The organism is Herbaspirillum sp. GW821-FHT09A12, assembly GCF_059418325.1.
Window position 1 is genome coordinate 26,615 of the sequence record NZ_JBWKPR010000010.1, and the last position, 14,976, is coordinate 41,590.

Sequence of the window (14,976 nt, forward strand, 5' to 3'; positions counted from 1 at the left end):
GTAAGTTGCTTCATCACTTAAACCACAGGTCGCTGTCCCTCCAATACACAGTAAGCCACAGCTAGAAATGGAGGTGCATAACGTCACAATCGCACCAATGCGTAACATCTTCTTCATTTCGGATCAATATGGCTTGGCATTGCCGAATTGATAGCCTTTTTGTTGCATGCATGACTTCAAGTCATGCTCCAATTTTTCTCTTGCTTTTTCCCTTGTTAGGCCTTGATCCATCAAATTTTGAAGTTGCTTTATGGTGGGAGAAAAGCTGCCATCCGTATATCCCCCGCACGTCACCCAATCTCGCTGCCATTCCTCTTTTGTTACGCCTGGCTTTTCCCAGTATTGGGCGTAGGTTTTGGGATGAAGCAATCTGTAAGTTGCTTCATCACTTAAACCACAGGTCGCTGTCCCTCCAATACACAGTAAGCCACAGCTAGAAATGGAGGTGCATAACGCCACAATCGCACCAATGTGTAACATCTTCTTCATTTCATTCCCGCCTTTAAAATCGTGAGCACCGCATTCCACATCGCCGGCGGCAAGAATGCCGAGGCTGTCTGGCCTTGCGAGGTGCCGGCCAAGCCCCCCGGATAACCATACAATCCGATCATCACGCCGACGATGGGGGCGGTCAGGAACAGGCTCTCGGCTGGCCCCATCAGCAGGCGCCCCAACGTCAGCACGGCGATGCTGCTCAGCGGATCGACAATCCAGGTCGACACCAAGTAAAGCAGGCCGGCGCAAGACGCTAGCGTCTGTGGCATCGCAGGCAGACGTAGTCGCACTTGACAGCGATGCCGGATGGACGCGTTGTTTGACGTGAACGCTTACGTATTTCCGGGTGGGTTCGTTACCTGTTCAGGGAACGGCTGGAAATATTTGGGGGGATTAACGCATCATCTGAGCCGGTTAATAAAAACGCCTCCTAAGTTTTCTGACTTACCAGATGGACAAGGAGGCATTCAAATCACACTTCTTTCAGCGCGAACAACTACGCTTTACCGGAACCGGCAAATGCAAAGCGTCATCGGAAATTCCGAATGAACATTTATCTGGGCTAACAAAAATCGGCAAGACCCAAGATGTATACGACAATCCACCATTGAGCGTATAGGTTTTCCCCTCTTCCAACACCACCTTCAGCGCCACAGAACACCACCTTCCTGCAGACAAATTTTCTAAATATTCGAGACGCAACGGCCGATTTGCGGGCACCTGAACATATCCGGCTGGCTTGCTGTCTGACTTGCGGATGGAAAACAATCTTTTACGTTCGGTCTTTCCCTCGCATTGCCCTTCTAGGACATTGATCTCTAAGGAATCATGCATACCATATGCGCCACTGATATTACTCTTGACCAAGGCAACGGGAATATTCTGGGGTAATTGATAAGGTGGTATCGGTGAGGCACATCCAACGATCGTAGTAACTACAATTCCCCCGAGCATTACTTTTAAATTCATATTTTCTATTCGTTCTTTTTAAATATCTTACGTCTTTAGGCATCATCACCAGAATCTTGACTGGCCAGAATTAGGATTAATGCTGTTCAACACACCGATATCCCCCTACCGTCACAGCAGAACCAGCCATGATGAAGTTGCTCGTCTCTACGCGGGTACTTTTTATCCGCTAGGGGTATTACAACGTCTTATCAATTTTTTCATTGCCTGGTTTCTTAGACGAGCTTAAAGAACCTAAAAAAGCTACAAGAATACCCAACCCACCAAATCCAAAAGGAACATATAAAAAAATAATAAGGGATGTTGATTGGTCTTGAATAAGAATATCGATCGCCCCACCCCATCCTCTATAAAAAACTGCCATGACAAAAAAAACGAATTGTGCCCCCAATACTGTCACAAAGAAAATTACCAAATATTTAAATCGACTCATCCACTGAGCAATTGCAGAACCAAATAAACCACCGAATATGCCGTACCAAAATCCGTCAAACATAATAATCTCCAACTAGAGATCGGCAGGTGATTTGACTGCAGCTTGTGTTGCACCACCTACAGATTGCCACTGTGGCGCCGATCAGATTGGAGCCCTGTCCCGAATTAACCATCCTTGGTATGAATCTGATTGAGAGATGTATTGATTTGATCTCCACTGATTGTTTCGTCTGTTTCCTCATACCCTTCCGGTTTGTTGTAATTAAACTCAACATTAAATTTTCCATTGGGATAAAAAGTAAATTTAAATCCCCAAATTCTTTCTCCTGTTAATCCTGAGATATTTTCGCGCAACCTCAATATCAGGCCCTGCAAATCAAATATTTTCCATCCAATAGAAATATCTTCCTCAATACCATCAGAAAGCCCTTGAACAGTAGTTGTACCGCCAAGATTCCCACTTAATATAGGTGCATCTATACGCAGGTATTCCCATGGACCTATGGCTGCCTCAACAAGAATCTTCGCAACACCTGCGTAGATTTCTTCATTATTTATTTCCATATACATATTCCTTGTTATTAAGCAAAAGGAAACCGTTTAATAACACCGTCTATTTTTTCTTCCACTAAAAAGGCACTGGGCCTAGCCCCATTGGGCATTGAATACCCTCCGTCAATACTGATGCTTACATTCTTTCCAGCCTGCAGTTCATCCCTCAGATAATTCTCCATTGCCTTCCAATCTCCCCGATTCAATGTAGACGCCTGCGGAACCAAATCGATACGATGGAATAGGAGCCGATGACAGACGAGGATCGTATACGTATTGTCCATCTGTATAAACCTGATGATGTTCGACCTGGACGAAATGAAGACGCTGTCCTCCGGCGGACGCGGCGTGAACCTGATGGAACTGGAGAAGAACGAAAAACCCCTAGGCGTGCAAGCAATCGTGTCGTCTACGGCATTGGTCTTGGCGGCAAGGCGTAGGAAGTGTCGTTGTCGGCAGCCGCGCTGGGCACTTCCAGAAGATATTACTCTTTCGGTTGACTAGGCTTAGTACGCATCTGATTCAGAGATGCATTGATTTCATCTCCTCTGATTATTTCGTCTGTTTCCTCATACCCATCCGGTTTGTTGTAGTCATATTCAATATTGAATTTTCCATCCGGGAAAAGAGTAAATGTTAGCACCCAAATACGCTCCCCAGTACGCATCAACAAATCATCTCGAAGAAACAATGCGGCACCACCTGGACTGATTGATGCATCTGGCCAGTCCATACCATCTCTATCAATCTGCCCTTGATTTTTCAAAAAAAATTCAGTACTCGCCATGGCAGTGAAGATAGATACCTGACAACTTACCGCATCCCAAATCCGACCATGAATAAAATCAATACATGCATTAGACAACTCTTGGTAAGCAGACTCTAGTGTTTCAATTTTCTTCATTGTTTAAATTCAAATCGTCTAAATTCGTTACCAATTTTTGCAACAACCGTAAATGTTTCTGACCACATCGCTGCCGGTGATGTTAGCGTCGCGCCCTGCCGCCAGCATCGTGGTATTGCCGGAGAAGGTGCAGCCAATCTGGTTGCTGTAGCTGCTGGCGTCGTCCGCCTGGATAGTGGAGCCGGAAAGAATCCCGCTGGATCTGTGCTGGTGCTGGTCGCGCGCACTGTCCGATTCGTTGGCGGTACCGATGTTGATGACCATCATTCCTGCTTGCTGCCGTCGGCCAGCGTCACGGTTTGCTTGACCATCCAGACGATGTCGGAGGTGAGTTGCGCGATCTGGGTGTCGCTCAGCGCCACGCCGACGGTGTAGTTGAAGGCCTGGTCCTGTTGCACGCCGGCGTTCATCAGCGCCATGTATTGCGCTTCGTTGCTGGCCACTTTCTCTAAGCATTCAATTTCAAGAATGTGCTAAACACGAAATTACTGCCCCCCCAGGCTGAGGCTGTCCGCGCTGGCGCTGCTCGCTTTGAGATTGATGTCGCGTCCAGCCATCGCGGCCAGTGAGCCAAAACTGACCTGATTCAACAATTATTAATAAGATCCCTCTTATAACTTATTCTTTCGACTCTCCATCTTTCTTGGAAATCTTATTCAGCGATGCATTGATTTCATCTCCGCTGATTGTTTCTTCTGTTTCCTCATATCCTTCTGGCTTGTTGTAGTTATATTCAATATTGAATCTGCCGTTAGGATAGAGAGTAAAAACCCCTCCCCAAATACGCTTTCCTGTAGACCTTAAAAGATCATTTCTCAGAAAAATTAAAGCCGTCGATATTTCAAGAGCTAATTCTAAGCTCGGAAATTTATCATCCCGGATTACAGAGTCTTTAGTTGATCTAACATAACTAGTCTGCGTAGAACTGTGCCAAATAGAAAATTCTGCTTTCCCATTCAACCATTGGTTCTCTTGCACAAACCACAAAATTCCCTTTGCTATACAAGTATATGCATCTTCTACAGATTTCATTTCATCCTCATTGTGTGAATATTCTTGGTGGCCGAACAATGCCATCCACCTTAATCGATACTAAAAACACACTCGGCCTACCATTTTGAGCCCCGTATCCCACATCAATACTGACGCTCACATCCCTCCCGCCTGAAGCTCTTTACGGAGAGATTCTTCCATCGCCCGCCAATCGCCCCGATTCAACGTAGATGCTTGAGGAACCAAATTAATACGGTCACCAGCCCCACCCAAACTTGATGCAATTAGGTGACCACCATCATCGCCCACGCACCCACTCTTTCCTGCGCAAAGCTACTGATAGGCATTCCGATCCATGGTATTGAGATTCAAATTTCCCTCAACCTTTGTCACGCGCCCAGATGCGTCCGTTACGGCGACTGTCAAACCGCTCTGCTTGAACTTATCTTCGGTCTCCGTCTTACTGGCCTGGTCAGCAGCCTTGATCTCCACCGACTTGGCCGCAATATCAATGTCGCCGTTGGGGGCCATTACATCGCTCCCCACCTGCGTATAGCGATTGCCGGCACTGATACTCACGTTTCCGTCGGTACTGCCGACCGTCGATGCCGAGGCTGTCTGGCCTTGCGTATTGACGTCATGACTTTGCTCGCGCGTCCCCACAGTCACGCCCGCACCGGCGCCCATCACGCCGCTGGTGGTTTCATTGCGATAGTTGTGCTGGGTGCTGTTATCGATGGCGGCGACGATGTTGACGTTGTTGCCGGCCGCCAGCGCCGTGCCCTGGGTCGACACTACGTTGCTGCCGATGACGTTGATATCGTTGCCGGCCTGCACCACCACCGTATTGCCCGAGAAGGTGCTGCCCTGGTTGATGGCCTGGCTGCTGCTGTCGTCGGTGGTAAGCGGGCGCGCAAGGGGAAGGCGCTGGAGTCGAAGATCAAAGCGGTGGGATTGCGGTCTGAAGGTTAAAACTCAAACGCTCTTTGAAGAAACACCCCTTGACGATTGCCAGGGGGTGTTTTTATTTTTCGCCCGGAGAACTGCGACTACGAAATTGCAGCGTCTCCATCTCCAAGATTCTTGTCGAAGCGTATTGGCGCTCTATTCCTTGCACGTTTCAGCACTTTTAACAGGTACTGGCACCGCCGATGAAGCAAGTTCAACAACCTTTATGGAACAGTTTTTTTGAGATGGATCAATAAAAATCGATGCCTCATAGTCTTTGTTCTCTCTCGGCACAAAGCTTCCAGCAATCGAACATTGATATAGCCTACCGTTGTAGGCAACGCCTTCAGGCGTCGTCAACAATACCAGCGTAAATGGCTTGTCAGCAGCGACATACATCTCTCCAGCGTTTTTACTATCGCCTCGTCCCTGCGGCATGTTCAGTGATCTTCCACGATAGCCGCTACTACCGAATATCCCTCCAAAAACCGTGCCTGCTCCTGGAGCACTCCAATCGATGCACGCTTTATCCGGAACAGCTTTGACCAACATGTTCGCCACGACTCTGAGTCGTGCACGAGATCCATCTTGGGGTTCATTTGCTGCCTTGAACTGCGTTCCCAAGTCAGCGCAACCAGTGATTAAGAATGCGATTATTGATACTACGTATTTCTTCATTTTTTACTTTTTGATTTTTATGATGTTGTTTTTTTGCAAATATTGAGTGAAACCTTCCAGCAACTTCACTTTAGTCATCTACGGAATCGCGAAATTATGCCTATGTAATTCCGACTAAGGTTTCATTCAAAAGGAATAATAAATTCGAAACTTTCGCCTTCCTCTGTTTCCCCCCAAATTTTTTTCTGGTTAATTTTGTAATCAGAAATTACGTCAATACAAAAATTCCAACGTTCAACTCCAGCATATGAAATTCCAACAAAACCAATCTCATCACGCACAATCAGTTCGTTTTGATCAAACCGCACAAACTCATGAAATATGGTCGGCATCTTGTACCTGAATAGGAAAGAGCAATTAACCTCATCATATCCAATCAACAACTCATCTATTCCAACAAATATATGATCACCACGCTTTACCGCTACCGGAAACAACCCCATGTCTGCATATCCAATTGGAACAATCGCATTCGAATCGAAAACCATGTACCCCCAACTATTGGGACTGTCCGTAATAAGTAGTTCACAAGTATTCAATGGTAGCTGGGCAATGAGGGTATTACGTGAATCACAAGGCACCCAACGTCCATTTGATTGTTGTTCATTCTGCATAGTTATTTCGCCATAATGGTTATGACCTTGCCATTTATCTCTACGAACTGAATTTTCGTTCCAGTTCCAGTCACGCCTGGCACGAAGAATTCACGAACGTTACTTCCTGCTATTTTTCCTGAGCCAATAATCGTAGCGGGATCGTTATAAGCCTCATTAAATAGCCTTGTGACTTCAGCCCTATTGGCGGCAGTGTCCGCAATTCCAAGCCTATTGGCATTACCTTCTGCCCGTGAAGCATTGTAAGCGTTTGATTGATCAATGTTTCGGTTGAATAGGAAATCAAGTTTCCTGTCGTTCTCACCGAAGGACAGCTCACGTGCTTCCCTTGCCCCAGGAGGGTTAGGTTTGGCAGATTGCGCCACATTCTTTTCCAACAATTTTTCTTCAGCTTTGGCCAGTGCCTTGGGTACGTACTTCCCTAGGAAATACGTCAATCCAAGCTTACCTGCATCGATCCCTAACTCAGCCAGGGGATCTCTTTCACCTGGATAGGTTGCAACATTAAATGAATCCAGGACACGTTGACCTTCCTTGGAATTGTAAGGCCCTGTCAACGCCTGACTACCTTCCTGTGCCTGCATTCCCGATATCGTTCCCAGATACACCCCAAGAGGGACAAGCGCGCAAATTGCTCCTACACTGGGTACACAACCAACCGCGCCAGTCGTTGCCAGTGCGCCACTTCCAACCACCCCTACCGTTCCAAGCAAAAGATCCGTCGCTCCACCTGCGCGTTGAGCGAGTTCTCCATTTCTCGTAATTTTGTCCCGCGCAGCATCTAGATATGGTTGATAGACAAACTCGCCAGTCTTAAGCAAATCTGTCATCTCTTTTTCATAGGTAGCTCCTTGATTCTGCATTGCCAAGAGTTGGCTATAGTAAGGATCACTTTTGGATACTCCGTCGGCACATCTCACTAAAGCGCAAGCGGCGGCATCCAGACGATCTTGTTCATCCTTGCTCTTTCCCTGCTTGAGTCCAGACAACTTTTGCGCTTCAGTCAAGTGCAATTGCCTGTTATTAGCCTCCACATTAACTCCCGCTGCCACTCCGGAAGTTCCACCAACTAGCCCGCCCAAGGCCGTCGCCGTCACCTGTGCAAGCCCCTGTTTCACCGCCTGCGGCACATCCATTCCATCAATCAACTTGGCTATCTGAGGCATTGCCACTGACGCTGTCGCAGCGCCCAAAGCTCCATCGATACCACCACCAAGCGCACCGACCGCAGTATGGAGTGCTGTACGGTACAGCCCTCCTTCTTCCCATTTTTCTCGTTCAACAATCAACGCTTCCTTTTCTTCCGACGTTGTTGCCTTCTTGATCTTGCGATTCAGGTCATTAACTTGATCGGTCGCATAGGTACCAATGGCCTTCGCCGCTTCCTTCCCAAACATCTGCGTGATCTGTGCCTGCGCTTGCACATCATTCTGCAACTGCTGCCCATCCCAGCTCTTCGCAATCTTGCCGCTGGTATCACGCTCGCTACTCACATCCGTGTTGATACTGGCCAGCACCTGCTGCGCCGTCTGTCCGTTCTTGGCCTGCTGAGCCGCATCGTCCGTGATCTTGATGTCACCCTGGCTGATGCCGCTCCTGGTGGTGCTGCTTTCGCTACCGCTGGAACTGCCGATGCCAACTCCGGTGCCGTTCATTGAAAGCTTCGACCCGCCATAGCCGGCGCCAACACCCACGCTCTGGCTTTCGGCCTTGTAGTCGCTATGGTTCTGGATATCAGATTGCGTCAACGTTTGCGTCGTCAGGCTGTTCTTGCCTTCTGCTGCTGCCTTGTCGGTGCTGGCGATCTTGCCGCCCTTGAGATCCGTGTTGCCTGCCACGTTGATCTGGAATCCGCCGTCGCCGGCGTTGATGCCCGATTGTTCATTGACGCTGGCGTAGTTGCCGTCCACGCTGCTGCGGCTGGCATTGATACTACCGCTTATCTTGCCCATGCCGACAGAGATGCTGCCGCCCAAACTCTGTTGATTGCTCTTGTAGGTGCTGGTGTCTTGCAGGCTCTCTATGTTCAGGTTGCCATGGCCGCTGGTGCCCACGTCCATCACCACCTGCTTACCACTGACTACCGCACCACTGAGCGTGGTATCCGTGCCCGAGGAAATCGTCAACTTGTTGCCTGCATCGACATGTGTGTTGACCTGCGTTACATCGCTGCCGTCGCCACGCCCCCGGCTTCCTGAGGCGCTTGCATTGAACATCAGGCCGTCTGTACCGATCGACACGCCGACCGATCCGGACATGCTCTGGTTGCTGCTGTGTTGTTCCGACGTGCTCTGCGCAGCCAGCAGCCAGACTTCATTGGCCGCCTTGAGGCTGGCGTTCACGCCTGCCTTGATGTCACTTCCCTGGATCACGATATTGCTGTCGGCGCCACCACCTTGTGCCGTGATGTTGACATTGCCGCCCGCAGATACCGTGGAACCGCGTACCGTATTGGTGGTTTGCTCGGAACGGCTCTCACTGCTGCTGGCGCCGATGCTCAGCGCCAAGTTGATGCCTCCTACTTTATCCGCGTCGGTGGCGTCCCGTGAAGGAGTCTTCCCATCGGCGCCGGTGGGGCCGGTCGCAATCTGGTTGGCTTTACCGTCAATGGTCGAACCCTGGCCCGCCTTGATGGCGTCCATAGCGTTCTTGCCGGCGAATCCCATATTGGCCAGAGCCAGCGCCTGCATGCGGCCGTCCTTGGTCTTCTCGGCAGCATCACTCATCTGCTGCACGGTCTGCACCGCAGAAATCACCGGACTGGTTACGGCGACCGTCAAGCCGCTCTGCTTGAACTTGTCTTCGGTCACCGTCTTGCTGGCCTGGTCAGCGGCCTTGATCTCCACCGATTTGGCCGCAATATCAATGTCGCCGTTGGGGGCCATTACATCGCTCCCCACCTGCGTATAGCGATTGCCGGCACTGATACTCACGTTTCCGTCGGTACTGCCGACCGTCGATGCCGAGGCTGTCTGGCCTTGCGTATTGACGTCATGACTTTGCTCGCGCGTCCCCACAGTCACGCCCGCACCGGCGCCCATCACGCCGCTGGTGGTTTCATTGCGATAGTTGTGCTGGGTACTGTTATCGATGGCGGCGACGATGTTGACGTTGTTGCCGGCCGCCAGCGCCGTACCCTGGGTCGACACCACGTTGCTGCCGATGACGTTGATATCGTTGCCGGCCTGCACCACCACCGTATTGCCCGAGAAGGTGCTGCCCTGGTTGATGGCCTGGCTGCTGCTGTCGTCGGTGGTAACCGTCCTGCTGGCGAGCATGCCGCCGCTGTCGCTGAGCTTGTGCTGGTCGCGCGCGCTGGCCGTGCTGACATCGGTGCCGATATTGATGTTGTTGCCGGCAGTCGCCGCCAACGCGCCATCGGCGTTGACGTAGGCGGCCTGGCTGTTGAGGTCTCGTCCCGCCGACAAGCCGATGTTGTTGCCCTGGATAGTGCTGCCGATGGCGTTGTCGCGCTTGACCTCGGCGCTGTTGTCAGCATTCCAGGTGATTTGCTCGTGGCTGGTCTCGTGGATCGTCGACAGATTGAGGTCGCGTTGCGCCGTCAAGCTGATGTTGTCGGCACTGGCGCTGCTGGCCTTGAGGTTGATGTCGCGCCCGGCCACCGCCGCCAGCGTGCCATTGTCGCCAGTCACGCTCATCGATGCCACCTGGCTGATGTTGGTGCCGGTGGTCACTGCGTTGGCCGTGGCAGCGGCGGTGGAGGCGCTGTTGATATCGCGCCCGGCCATCGCCACCAGATTGGTTTGGGCATCGACGGTTCCGCCCAGGTTGTTGATATCAGTCGCCGCCGACAACACCGCATTCGTCCCTGAAATACGCCCGCCCAGGTTCTGGATGTTATCCGCCGCCAGCGAAACGGTCTGGCGCGCGGCGATGGTGCCGCCGCTGTTGACGATGTCTTGCGCGGTCTGGAAGGCCACGTCGTTGCCGGCGATCAGCGTGCCCTGGCCGGTGACCTGGACGTTGGAGGCGCGCAAGTAGACCTGCGGCACCAGCACTTCCTGCGTGCTGCCGTCGGCCAGCGTCACGGTCTGCTTGACCATCCAGACGATGTCGGCGGTGAGCTGCGCGATCTGGGCGTCGCTCAGCGCCACGCCGACGGTGTAGTTGAAGGCCTGGGCCTGTTGCACGCCGGCGTTCATCAGCGCCATGTATTGCGCTTCGTTACTGGTGTAGCCGGCCAGGTAGCGCTGGCCGATGGCTTGCTGGATCTGCTGCTGCACCAGTTGCTGCTCGTAGAAGCCGTCGCCGAGTTTCTTGATGGTGCTGTCGGGCGTACTTTGCAGCTGGTTGAGCATGAAGTCGGAAGACAGCCAGCTGCGGTAGTTGGTGAACTGCGGATCGGTCTCGACCAGGTAGCGGTTGCCCGGCGCGGTGTCGATGCGGTACAGCGCGTTGTTGGGCAGCGCGAGGTTGAGGTTGGCGGTGCGGATGCTGATCGCCGTGGCGCTCTGGCCCGACGCGCCGGAGACGGCGGCGGCCACCGCCTTGACCGTATTGTTGCGGTTGGGCCCGGCGCCGCTGGTGGGCGTGATGTCCAACTGGAAGTTGGTGACGATGGTCTGCGACTGGTAAGGCGCGTCATCGTAGCGGCGGTCGTCGGCGCTGAAGGTGTGGCTCTTGATGTAGGTGTAGCTGGCCGAGCCGGTCGAGGTCACGCTCTGCACGCCCAGCGGGCCGGTGTTGTTGATCGCGGTGCCGTTGACGCTGTCGCCGGCCACGGTGCCGCCGGCGATGATCTGGCTGGCGTAGTTGTTCACCGCGACGGCGGCCAGCGTCATGTTGCCGCCGGAGGTGATCATGCCGGGGTCGCTCTTGGTGACGATGGTGCGGGTGATTTGCTCGGTGCCGTCGTAGATGGTCCATTCGCTGACAATGCGGTTTCTCAGGCTTTGGTTGAAGGCATCGATTGCATTGTTCAGTGCCTGATAGAGGGGCAACTGCGTATCGTGGATTGCCTGCCAAGCATCATGGGCAGGTTTCCATACGGCATATTCATTCGCGTAGTTTAAGTTAAGACAAGTTGACTCTCCTCCACAGCTAACATACTGTTCTGGTCCCTTAGGTTCGGCTGGCACCACTGCGGTAGGACGTGCGATACCAAACACGTCCCAGATCCGGTCATTCAAGTCATAAACAAATTTCTCAGGAACGGCCGGAATGGTATAGCCATCGTCAGTCCTGCTCGCAGGGACTTCCGGTACATAGGCGGTACCGACTCCGGCTACAAAACCGGAGAACCATCCACCACCACCTCCTCCTCTGCTGTAATCGAACGGTGGACCATATTTTTCAAACGGATACTGGTCGGAAGGCAGCAACAGCCTGAAATCATCTTCATCGCCCATGGCGCGCCAGTTCTGCGGATCGATAACTTGGGCACTCCCCTTGTTGTACAGCCGTGCCGCATTGCCATCAATGAGATTCGAGGAACCATTCAAACGATAAGAGATGATCCGCCGCCCCGGCCCCGTCTGATCAACAGTTTCCAAATGCGCATTGGTATTGTTGATGACATTGGCGGCAATCGTCAGGTTGCCGTCGGCATTGATGGTGGCGCTGCTGTTGTTGATCTCGCGCGCCATGCCGACGGCTTTTTTCGACGCGTCGAGCGTGCCGCCGATGACCATGTCGCCGACCGAATAGATCAGCGCGTGCTCGCTGTTGTTGATGACGCCGGCGCCGATGTCGAGCCGGTTGCGGGCGGCGATCACCGCGGCCGTGGTCACGCCGTCGACCGTTTCGGCCAGGTTGTTGAGCACGTCGGCGCCGATGGCCACGTTGTCGCCGTAGATGCGGCCGGTGCCGATGTTGTTGACGGTGCTGCTTTCGATGACCGTCGTGCCGCCATCGATCAGGCCGCGATTGGTGAAGGTGTGGACGTCGGTCGCCTTCAGGTTGAGCGTACTGGCCACCAGCGATCCGGCGGCCTGGTTGTCGATGGTGGCGGCGGTCAGCGCCAGTTTTCCGCCAGCGGCGACCGCCCCGGCATTGGCGAAGGTGCCGGCGGTGGAGACGACGGCGTCGCCGGTGGCGGCGATCTGCCCGCTGTTGACGATCGAATCGGTCAGCGCGATGTTCAGGTCTTTCTGGCTCAGCACCTTGCCGTTGCCGGCCAGCGCACGCGCGGCGATATCGACCTGCCGGGCGGCGACGATAGTGCCGCCGGCATTGTCCACGGCCAGCGTGCGCATGGCCTGCGTGGCCTGCATGTCGGTGATGGCGAGCTGGCCGGACGAGGACAGCAGGCCGGCCGTGTTATCGACGCGGCCGCGCACCTCGAGCGTGAGCGCGGCGTCGGCGCGCATCGCGCCCTGGCGGTTCGATATGTCCTGGGCGTTGAGCGCGATGGTTTCGCCTTCGATGCCCTGTTCCTGCCCCTGCGTGTTGTCGTTGCGCAGCGTGGCGGCCTGCACCGTGACGGCGCCATCGGAGCGCAGCAAGCCGCCGCTGTTGTCCGCTGTGCCGCCTGCGGCATTGATGTTGAGGCCGCCCTTGGCCTGGATCTTGCCGCCGGCATTGGTGATGTCCGTGGCGTCCAGTGTCGCCAGCGCGCTGGCGCCGATGACGCCGGCGCTGTTGTCCACCGTCGCCGCCGCGATCGCCAGGTTGCCGCCAGCGGCCAGATAGCCGCCCTGGTTGACGACGGCGCCGGCCGTCATGGTCAGCGCGCCCTGGGCGATGATGCCTTGCGTGGCTCCCGAGTTCGTATTCGCCACGGTCTGGCCGTTGGCATCGATGGCGATGTTGCCGAGGGCCTGCAGCAGGCCGGCGTCGTTGTTCAGGTTGCCGCTGGATACCGTCAGGCCGTCTTGCGCCACGATGTTGCCGCGCACGTTGCTGAAGGCCTGGCGGCGGCTGTCGAGGGCGATATTGGCGGCGCCGATCGCGCCGCCGTCGTTGTCGATGCCGCCGGCGGCCAGCGACACTGCCTGGGCTGCTTCGATACTGCCCCGGTTGATGGCCGGCCCATCGCTGGCGAGGCTGAGCGAGCCTTGTGCCGAGTTGATGCTGCCGCGGTTGTCCAGCGCACCCGCGGTGAGCGCCAGCGCGCCGTTGGCGCCCATGCCGCCGGTATTGGCGATGGCGCCGGTGGCTTGCACGGTCAGCGCTTGCGTGGCCGTCAGGGTGCCGCTGTTTTCCAGGCGCCCGTCGACAGTGACGACGGCGTCGCCCGCCGCCGCGCCGATGGCACCCTGGTTGCGCACGCCCACGCCATGTTCGGTCGACGCCAGGTAGATGTGGCGCGCATACATGCCGCCCAGTTGCGCCACGTCGATGGCCACAGCCGGCGCCGCGTCGCCGGGCGGCACGCCGGGGGTAACCTGGTCGTGACCGGCGCTGACCGTGTTCAAGCCGGCCGACACCTTCAAATCCTGCGCCCACACGCCGGCGTTGATGCGCACCGCGCGCGCGATGATATCGGCGTAGTCGCTGTCGCTGGCGTCCAGCCCCGCGCCGTCCACCGTGACCATGCCGCCGGCCACACGATAAGCCTCCAGACTGCCGCCAGAGATCACTGGCGTACCCGTGGTCAGCGTGGCGCGGTTGGCGTTGATGAAGCCGCAGCCGGAGCAGGTGATGCCGGCCGGGTTGGCGATCACCACCTGGGCGCGGTCGCCGGCCACTTCCACATAGCCGCGCAGGTAGCTGGGGTTGGCCGAATTGACCTGGTTCATGATCACGCGGGCCGCACCTGTGGCCAACCAGGGATTGCCCTGCACATAGCCGCCCAGTTGGGTCTGCACGGCGCCGCGGGAATTATTGAGAATGGCGCCGTTGGCGTTCACATCGAACTGGCGATAGGCATTGACCGACACCCCGGCCGCGCTGGGCGTCTGGATGTTGACCACCGGCACGCCATTGCCGCTGGACAGCACGGTCGGCTGCTGGTTGCGCGGGGCATTGCGGTCGCTGTAGATCTGGGCATGCGCCACCACCGTATTGAGCGACATGGCCAGTGCCACGGCAAGCAGCGAAAAGCGCAGCGCCCGAGGCAACTCGGCGGCTACGCCGGCAGGGTTCGCAGAGTGGGTGGATGACGTACCGCTGATGGTGGATGCATTTTCTGCAACGGCCATGAGTTGGCCGCGACGTCGGTTGAAGACGACCTTGTAGCGCTGACTGTTCAAACTGATACCCCTTGGATTTTTTCTTTTTTGATCCCCGCGCCCGCTGTTTCAGCCCCACGCTGAGTCATGGCACGGTTGTTGCGCGGCAACAAACTGCTTGCCAAGGGGGAAGATATTAATTTACGTTAAGATAAATGTGTATATTTTCTTGAATAGCGAGAATTTTTTATTGCTAAAAAGTAAAATTAAAGAATGTATTACGCAACATTGTTTTTATCCGGCAACTTTTTTCAGC

Annotated in this window: 15 protein-coding genes; all 15 read right to left on the bottom strand. The window is 54.5% G+C overall.

Annotation, left to right across the window (positions count from 1 at the left end; translation table 11 throughout):
* Window positions 1-123: 123 nt before the first annotated feature.
* Window positions 124-489 carry a hypothetical protein gene (locus AC07N6_RS18275; RefSeq protein ID WP_494782921.1) on the bottom strand — a complete coding sequence of 122 codons (366 nt, stop codon included), beginning with the start codon at window positions 487-489 and terminating at the stop codon, window positions 124-126.
* Window positions 486-764 carry a hypothetical protein gene (locus AC07N6_RS18280; RefSeq protein ID WP_494782922.1) on the bottom strand — a complete coding sequence of 93 codons (279 nt, stop codon included), beginning with the start codon at window positions 762-764 and terminating at the stop codon, window positions 486-488. The genes AC07N6_RS18275 and AC07N6_RS18280 overlap by 4 nt, the downstream gene beginning before the upstream one ends.
* 214 nt (window positions 765-978) lie before the next feature.
* A complete protein-coding gene (locus tag AC07N6_RS18285; protein WP_494782923.1) occupies window positions 979-1,464 on the bottom strand; it encodes a hypothetical protein in 486 nt (161 codons plus the stop codon).
* A 178-nt stretch (window positions 1,465-1,642) separates the two neighbouring features.
* The gene (locus tag AC07N6_RS18290; RefSeq protein ID WP_494782924.1) at window positions 1,643-1,960 is read right to left on the bottom strand and encodes a hypothetical protein; all 318 of its coding nucleotides are present in this window, start codon (window positions 1,958-1,960) and stop codon (window positions 1,643-1,645) included.
* A 104-nt stretch (window positions 1,961-2,064) separates the two neighbouring features.
* Window positions 2,065-2,463 (bottom strand): hypothetical protein, encoded by a 399-nt coding sequence (locus tag AC07N6_RS18295; protein WP_494782925.1) that lies wholly within the window; start codon window positions 2,461-2,463, stop codon window positions 2,065-2,067.
* 17 nt (window positions 2,464-2,480) lie between these two features.
* Window positions 2,481-2,735, bottom strand: coding sequence for a DNA/RNA non-specific endonuclease (locus AC07N6_RS18300; RefSeq protein ID WP_494782926.1), 255 nt, complete (start codon window positions 2,733-2,735; stop codon window positions 2,481-2,483).
* 200 nt (window positions 2,736-2,935) lie between these two features.
* Window positions 2,936-3,355 (bottom strand): hypothetical protein, encoded by a 420-nt coding sequence (locus AC07N6_RS18305; RefSeq protein ID WP_494782927.1) that lies wholly within the window; start codon window positions 3,353-3,355, stop codon window positions 2,936-2,938.
* 27 nt (window positions 3,356-3,382) lie between these two features.
* A complete protein-coding gene (locus AC07N6_RS18310) occupies window positions 3,383-3,622 on the bottom strand; it encodes a hypothetical protein (RefSeq protein ID WP_494782928.1) in 240 nt (79 codons plus the stop codon).
* Window positions 3,619-3,798, bottom strand: a complete 180-nt coding sequence (locus AC07N6_RS18315; protein ID WP_494782929.1) for a hypothetical protein — start codon at window positions 3,796-3,798, stop codon at window positions 3,619-3,621. The genes AC07N6_RS18310 and AC07N6_RS18315 overlap by 4 nt, the downstream gene beginning before the upstream one ends.
* Window positions 3,799-3,973: 175 nt before the next feature.
* The gene (locus AC07N6_RS18320; RefSeq protein WP_494782930.1) at window positions 3,974-4,387 is read right to left on the bottom strand and encodes a hypothetical protein; all 414 of its coding nucleotides are present in this window, start codon (window positions 4,385-4,387) and stop codon (window positions 3,974-3,976) included.
* Between the two features lie 117 nt (window positions 4,388-4,504).
* The gene (locus tag AC07N6_RS18325; RefSeq protein ID WP_494782931.1) at window positions 4,505-4,657 is read right to left on the bottom strand and encodes a DNA/RNA non-specific endonuclease; all 153 of its coding nucleotides are present in this window, start codon (window positions 4,655-4,657) and stop codon (window positions 4,505-4,507) included.
* A gap of 24 nt (window positions 4,658-4,681) precedes the next feature.
* On the bottom strand, window positions 4,682-5,224 hold the full coding sequence (locus AC07N6_RS18330; RefSeq protein WP_494783048.1) for a hemagglutinin repeat-containing protein: 543 nt from the start codon (window positions 5,222-5,224) through the stop codon (window positions 4,682-4,684).
* Between the two features lie 228 nt (window positions 5,225-5,452).
* Window positions 5,453-5,974 (bottom strand): hypothetical protein, encoded by a 522-nt coding sequence (locus AC07N6_RS18335; protein WP_494782932.1) that lies wholly within the window; start codon window positions 5,972-5,974, stop codon window positions 5,453-5,455.
* 122 nt (window positions 5,975-6,096) lie between these two features.
* The gene (locus AC07N6_RS18340) at window positions 6,097-6,588 is read right to left on the bottom strand and encodes a hypothetical protein (protein ID WP_494782933.1); all 492 of its coding nucleotides are present in this window, start codon (window positions 6,586-6,588) and stop codon (window positions 6,097-6,099) included.
* 2 nt (window positions 6,589-6,590) lie between these two features.
* Complete coding sequence (locus tag AC07N6_RS18345) at window positions 6,591-14,741, bottom strand: two-partner secretion domain-containing protein (RefSeq protein ID WP_494782934.1); 8,151 nt, start codon at window positions 14,739-14,741, stop codon at window positions 6,591-6,593.
* Between the last annotated feature and the right edge of the window lie 235 nt (window positions 14,742-14,976).

Bases quoted from the DNA above. Each gene is read 5' to 3' on its own strand.
- AC07N6_RS18275 (WP_494782921.1), bottom strand. From the start codon at position 489: ATGAAGAAGATGTTACACATTGGTGCGATTGTGGCGTTATGCACCTCC.
- AC07N6_RS18280 (WP_494782922.1), bottom strand. From the start codon at position 764: ATGCCACAGACGCTAGCGTCTTGCGCCGGCCTGCTTTACTTGGTGTCG.
- AC07N6_RS18285 (WP_494782923.1), bottom strand. From the start codon at position 1,464: ATGAATTTAAAAGTAATGCTCGGGGGAATTGTAGTTACTACGATCGTT.
- AC07N6_RS18290 (WP_494782924.1), bottom strand. From the start codon at position 1,960: ATGTTTGACGGATTTTGGTACGGCATATTCGGTGGTTTATTTGGTTCT.
- AC07N6_RS18295 (WP_494782925.1), bottom strand. From the start codon at position 2,463: ATGGAAATAAATAATGAAGAAATCTACGCAGGTGTTGCGAAGATTCTT.
- AC07N6_RS18300 (WP_494782926.1), bottom strand. From the start codon at position 2,735: ATGGACAATACGTATACGATCCTCGTCTGTCATCGGCTCCTATTCCAT.
- AC07N6_RS18305 (WP_494782927.1), bottom strand. From the start codon at position 3,355: ATGAAGAAAATTGAAACACTAGAGTCTGCTTACCAAGAGTTGTCTAAT.
- AC07N6_RS18310 (WP_494782928.1), bottom strand. From the start codon at position 3,622: ATGATGGTCATCAACATCGGTACCGCCAACGAATCGGACAGTGCGCGC.
- AC07N6_RS18320 (WP_494782930.1), bottom strand. From the start codon at position 4,387: ATGAAATCTGTAGAAGATGCATATACTTGTATAGCAAAGGGAATTTTG.
- AC07N6_RS18335 (WP_494782932.1), bottom strand. From the start codon at position 5,974: ATGAAGAAATACGTAGTATCAATAATCGCATTCTTAATCACTGGTTGC.
- AC07N6_RS18340 (WP_494782933.1), bottom strand. From the start codon at position 6,588: ATGCAGAATGAACAACAATCAAATGGACGTTGGGTGCCTTGTGATTCA.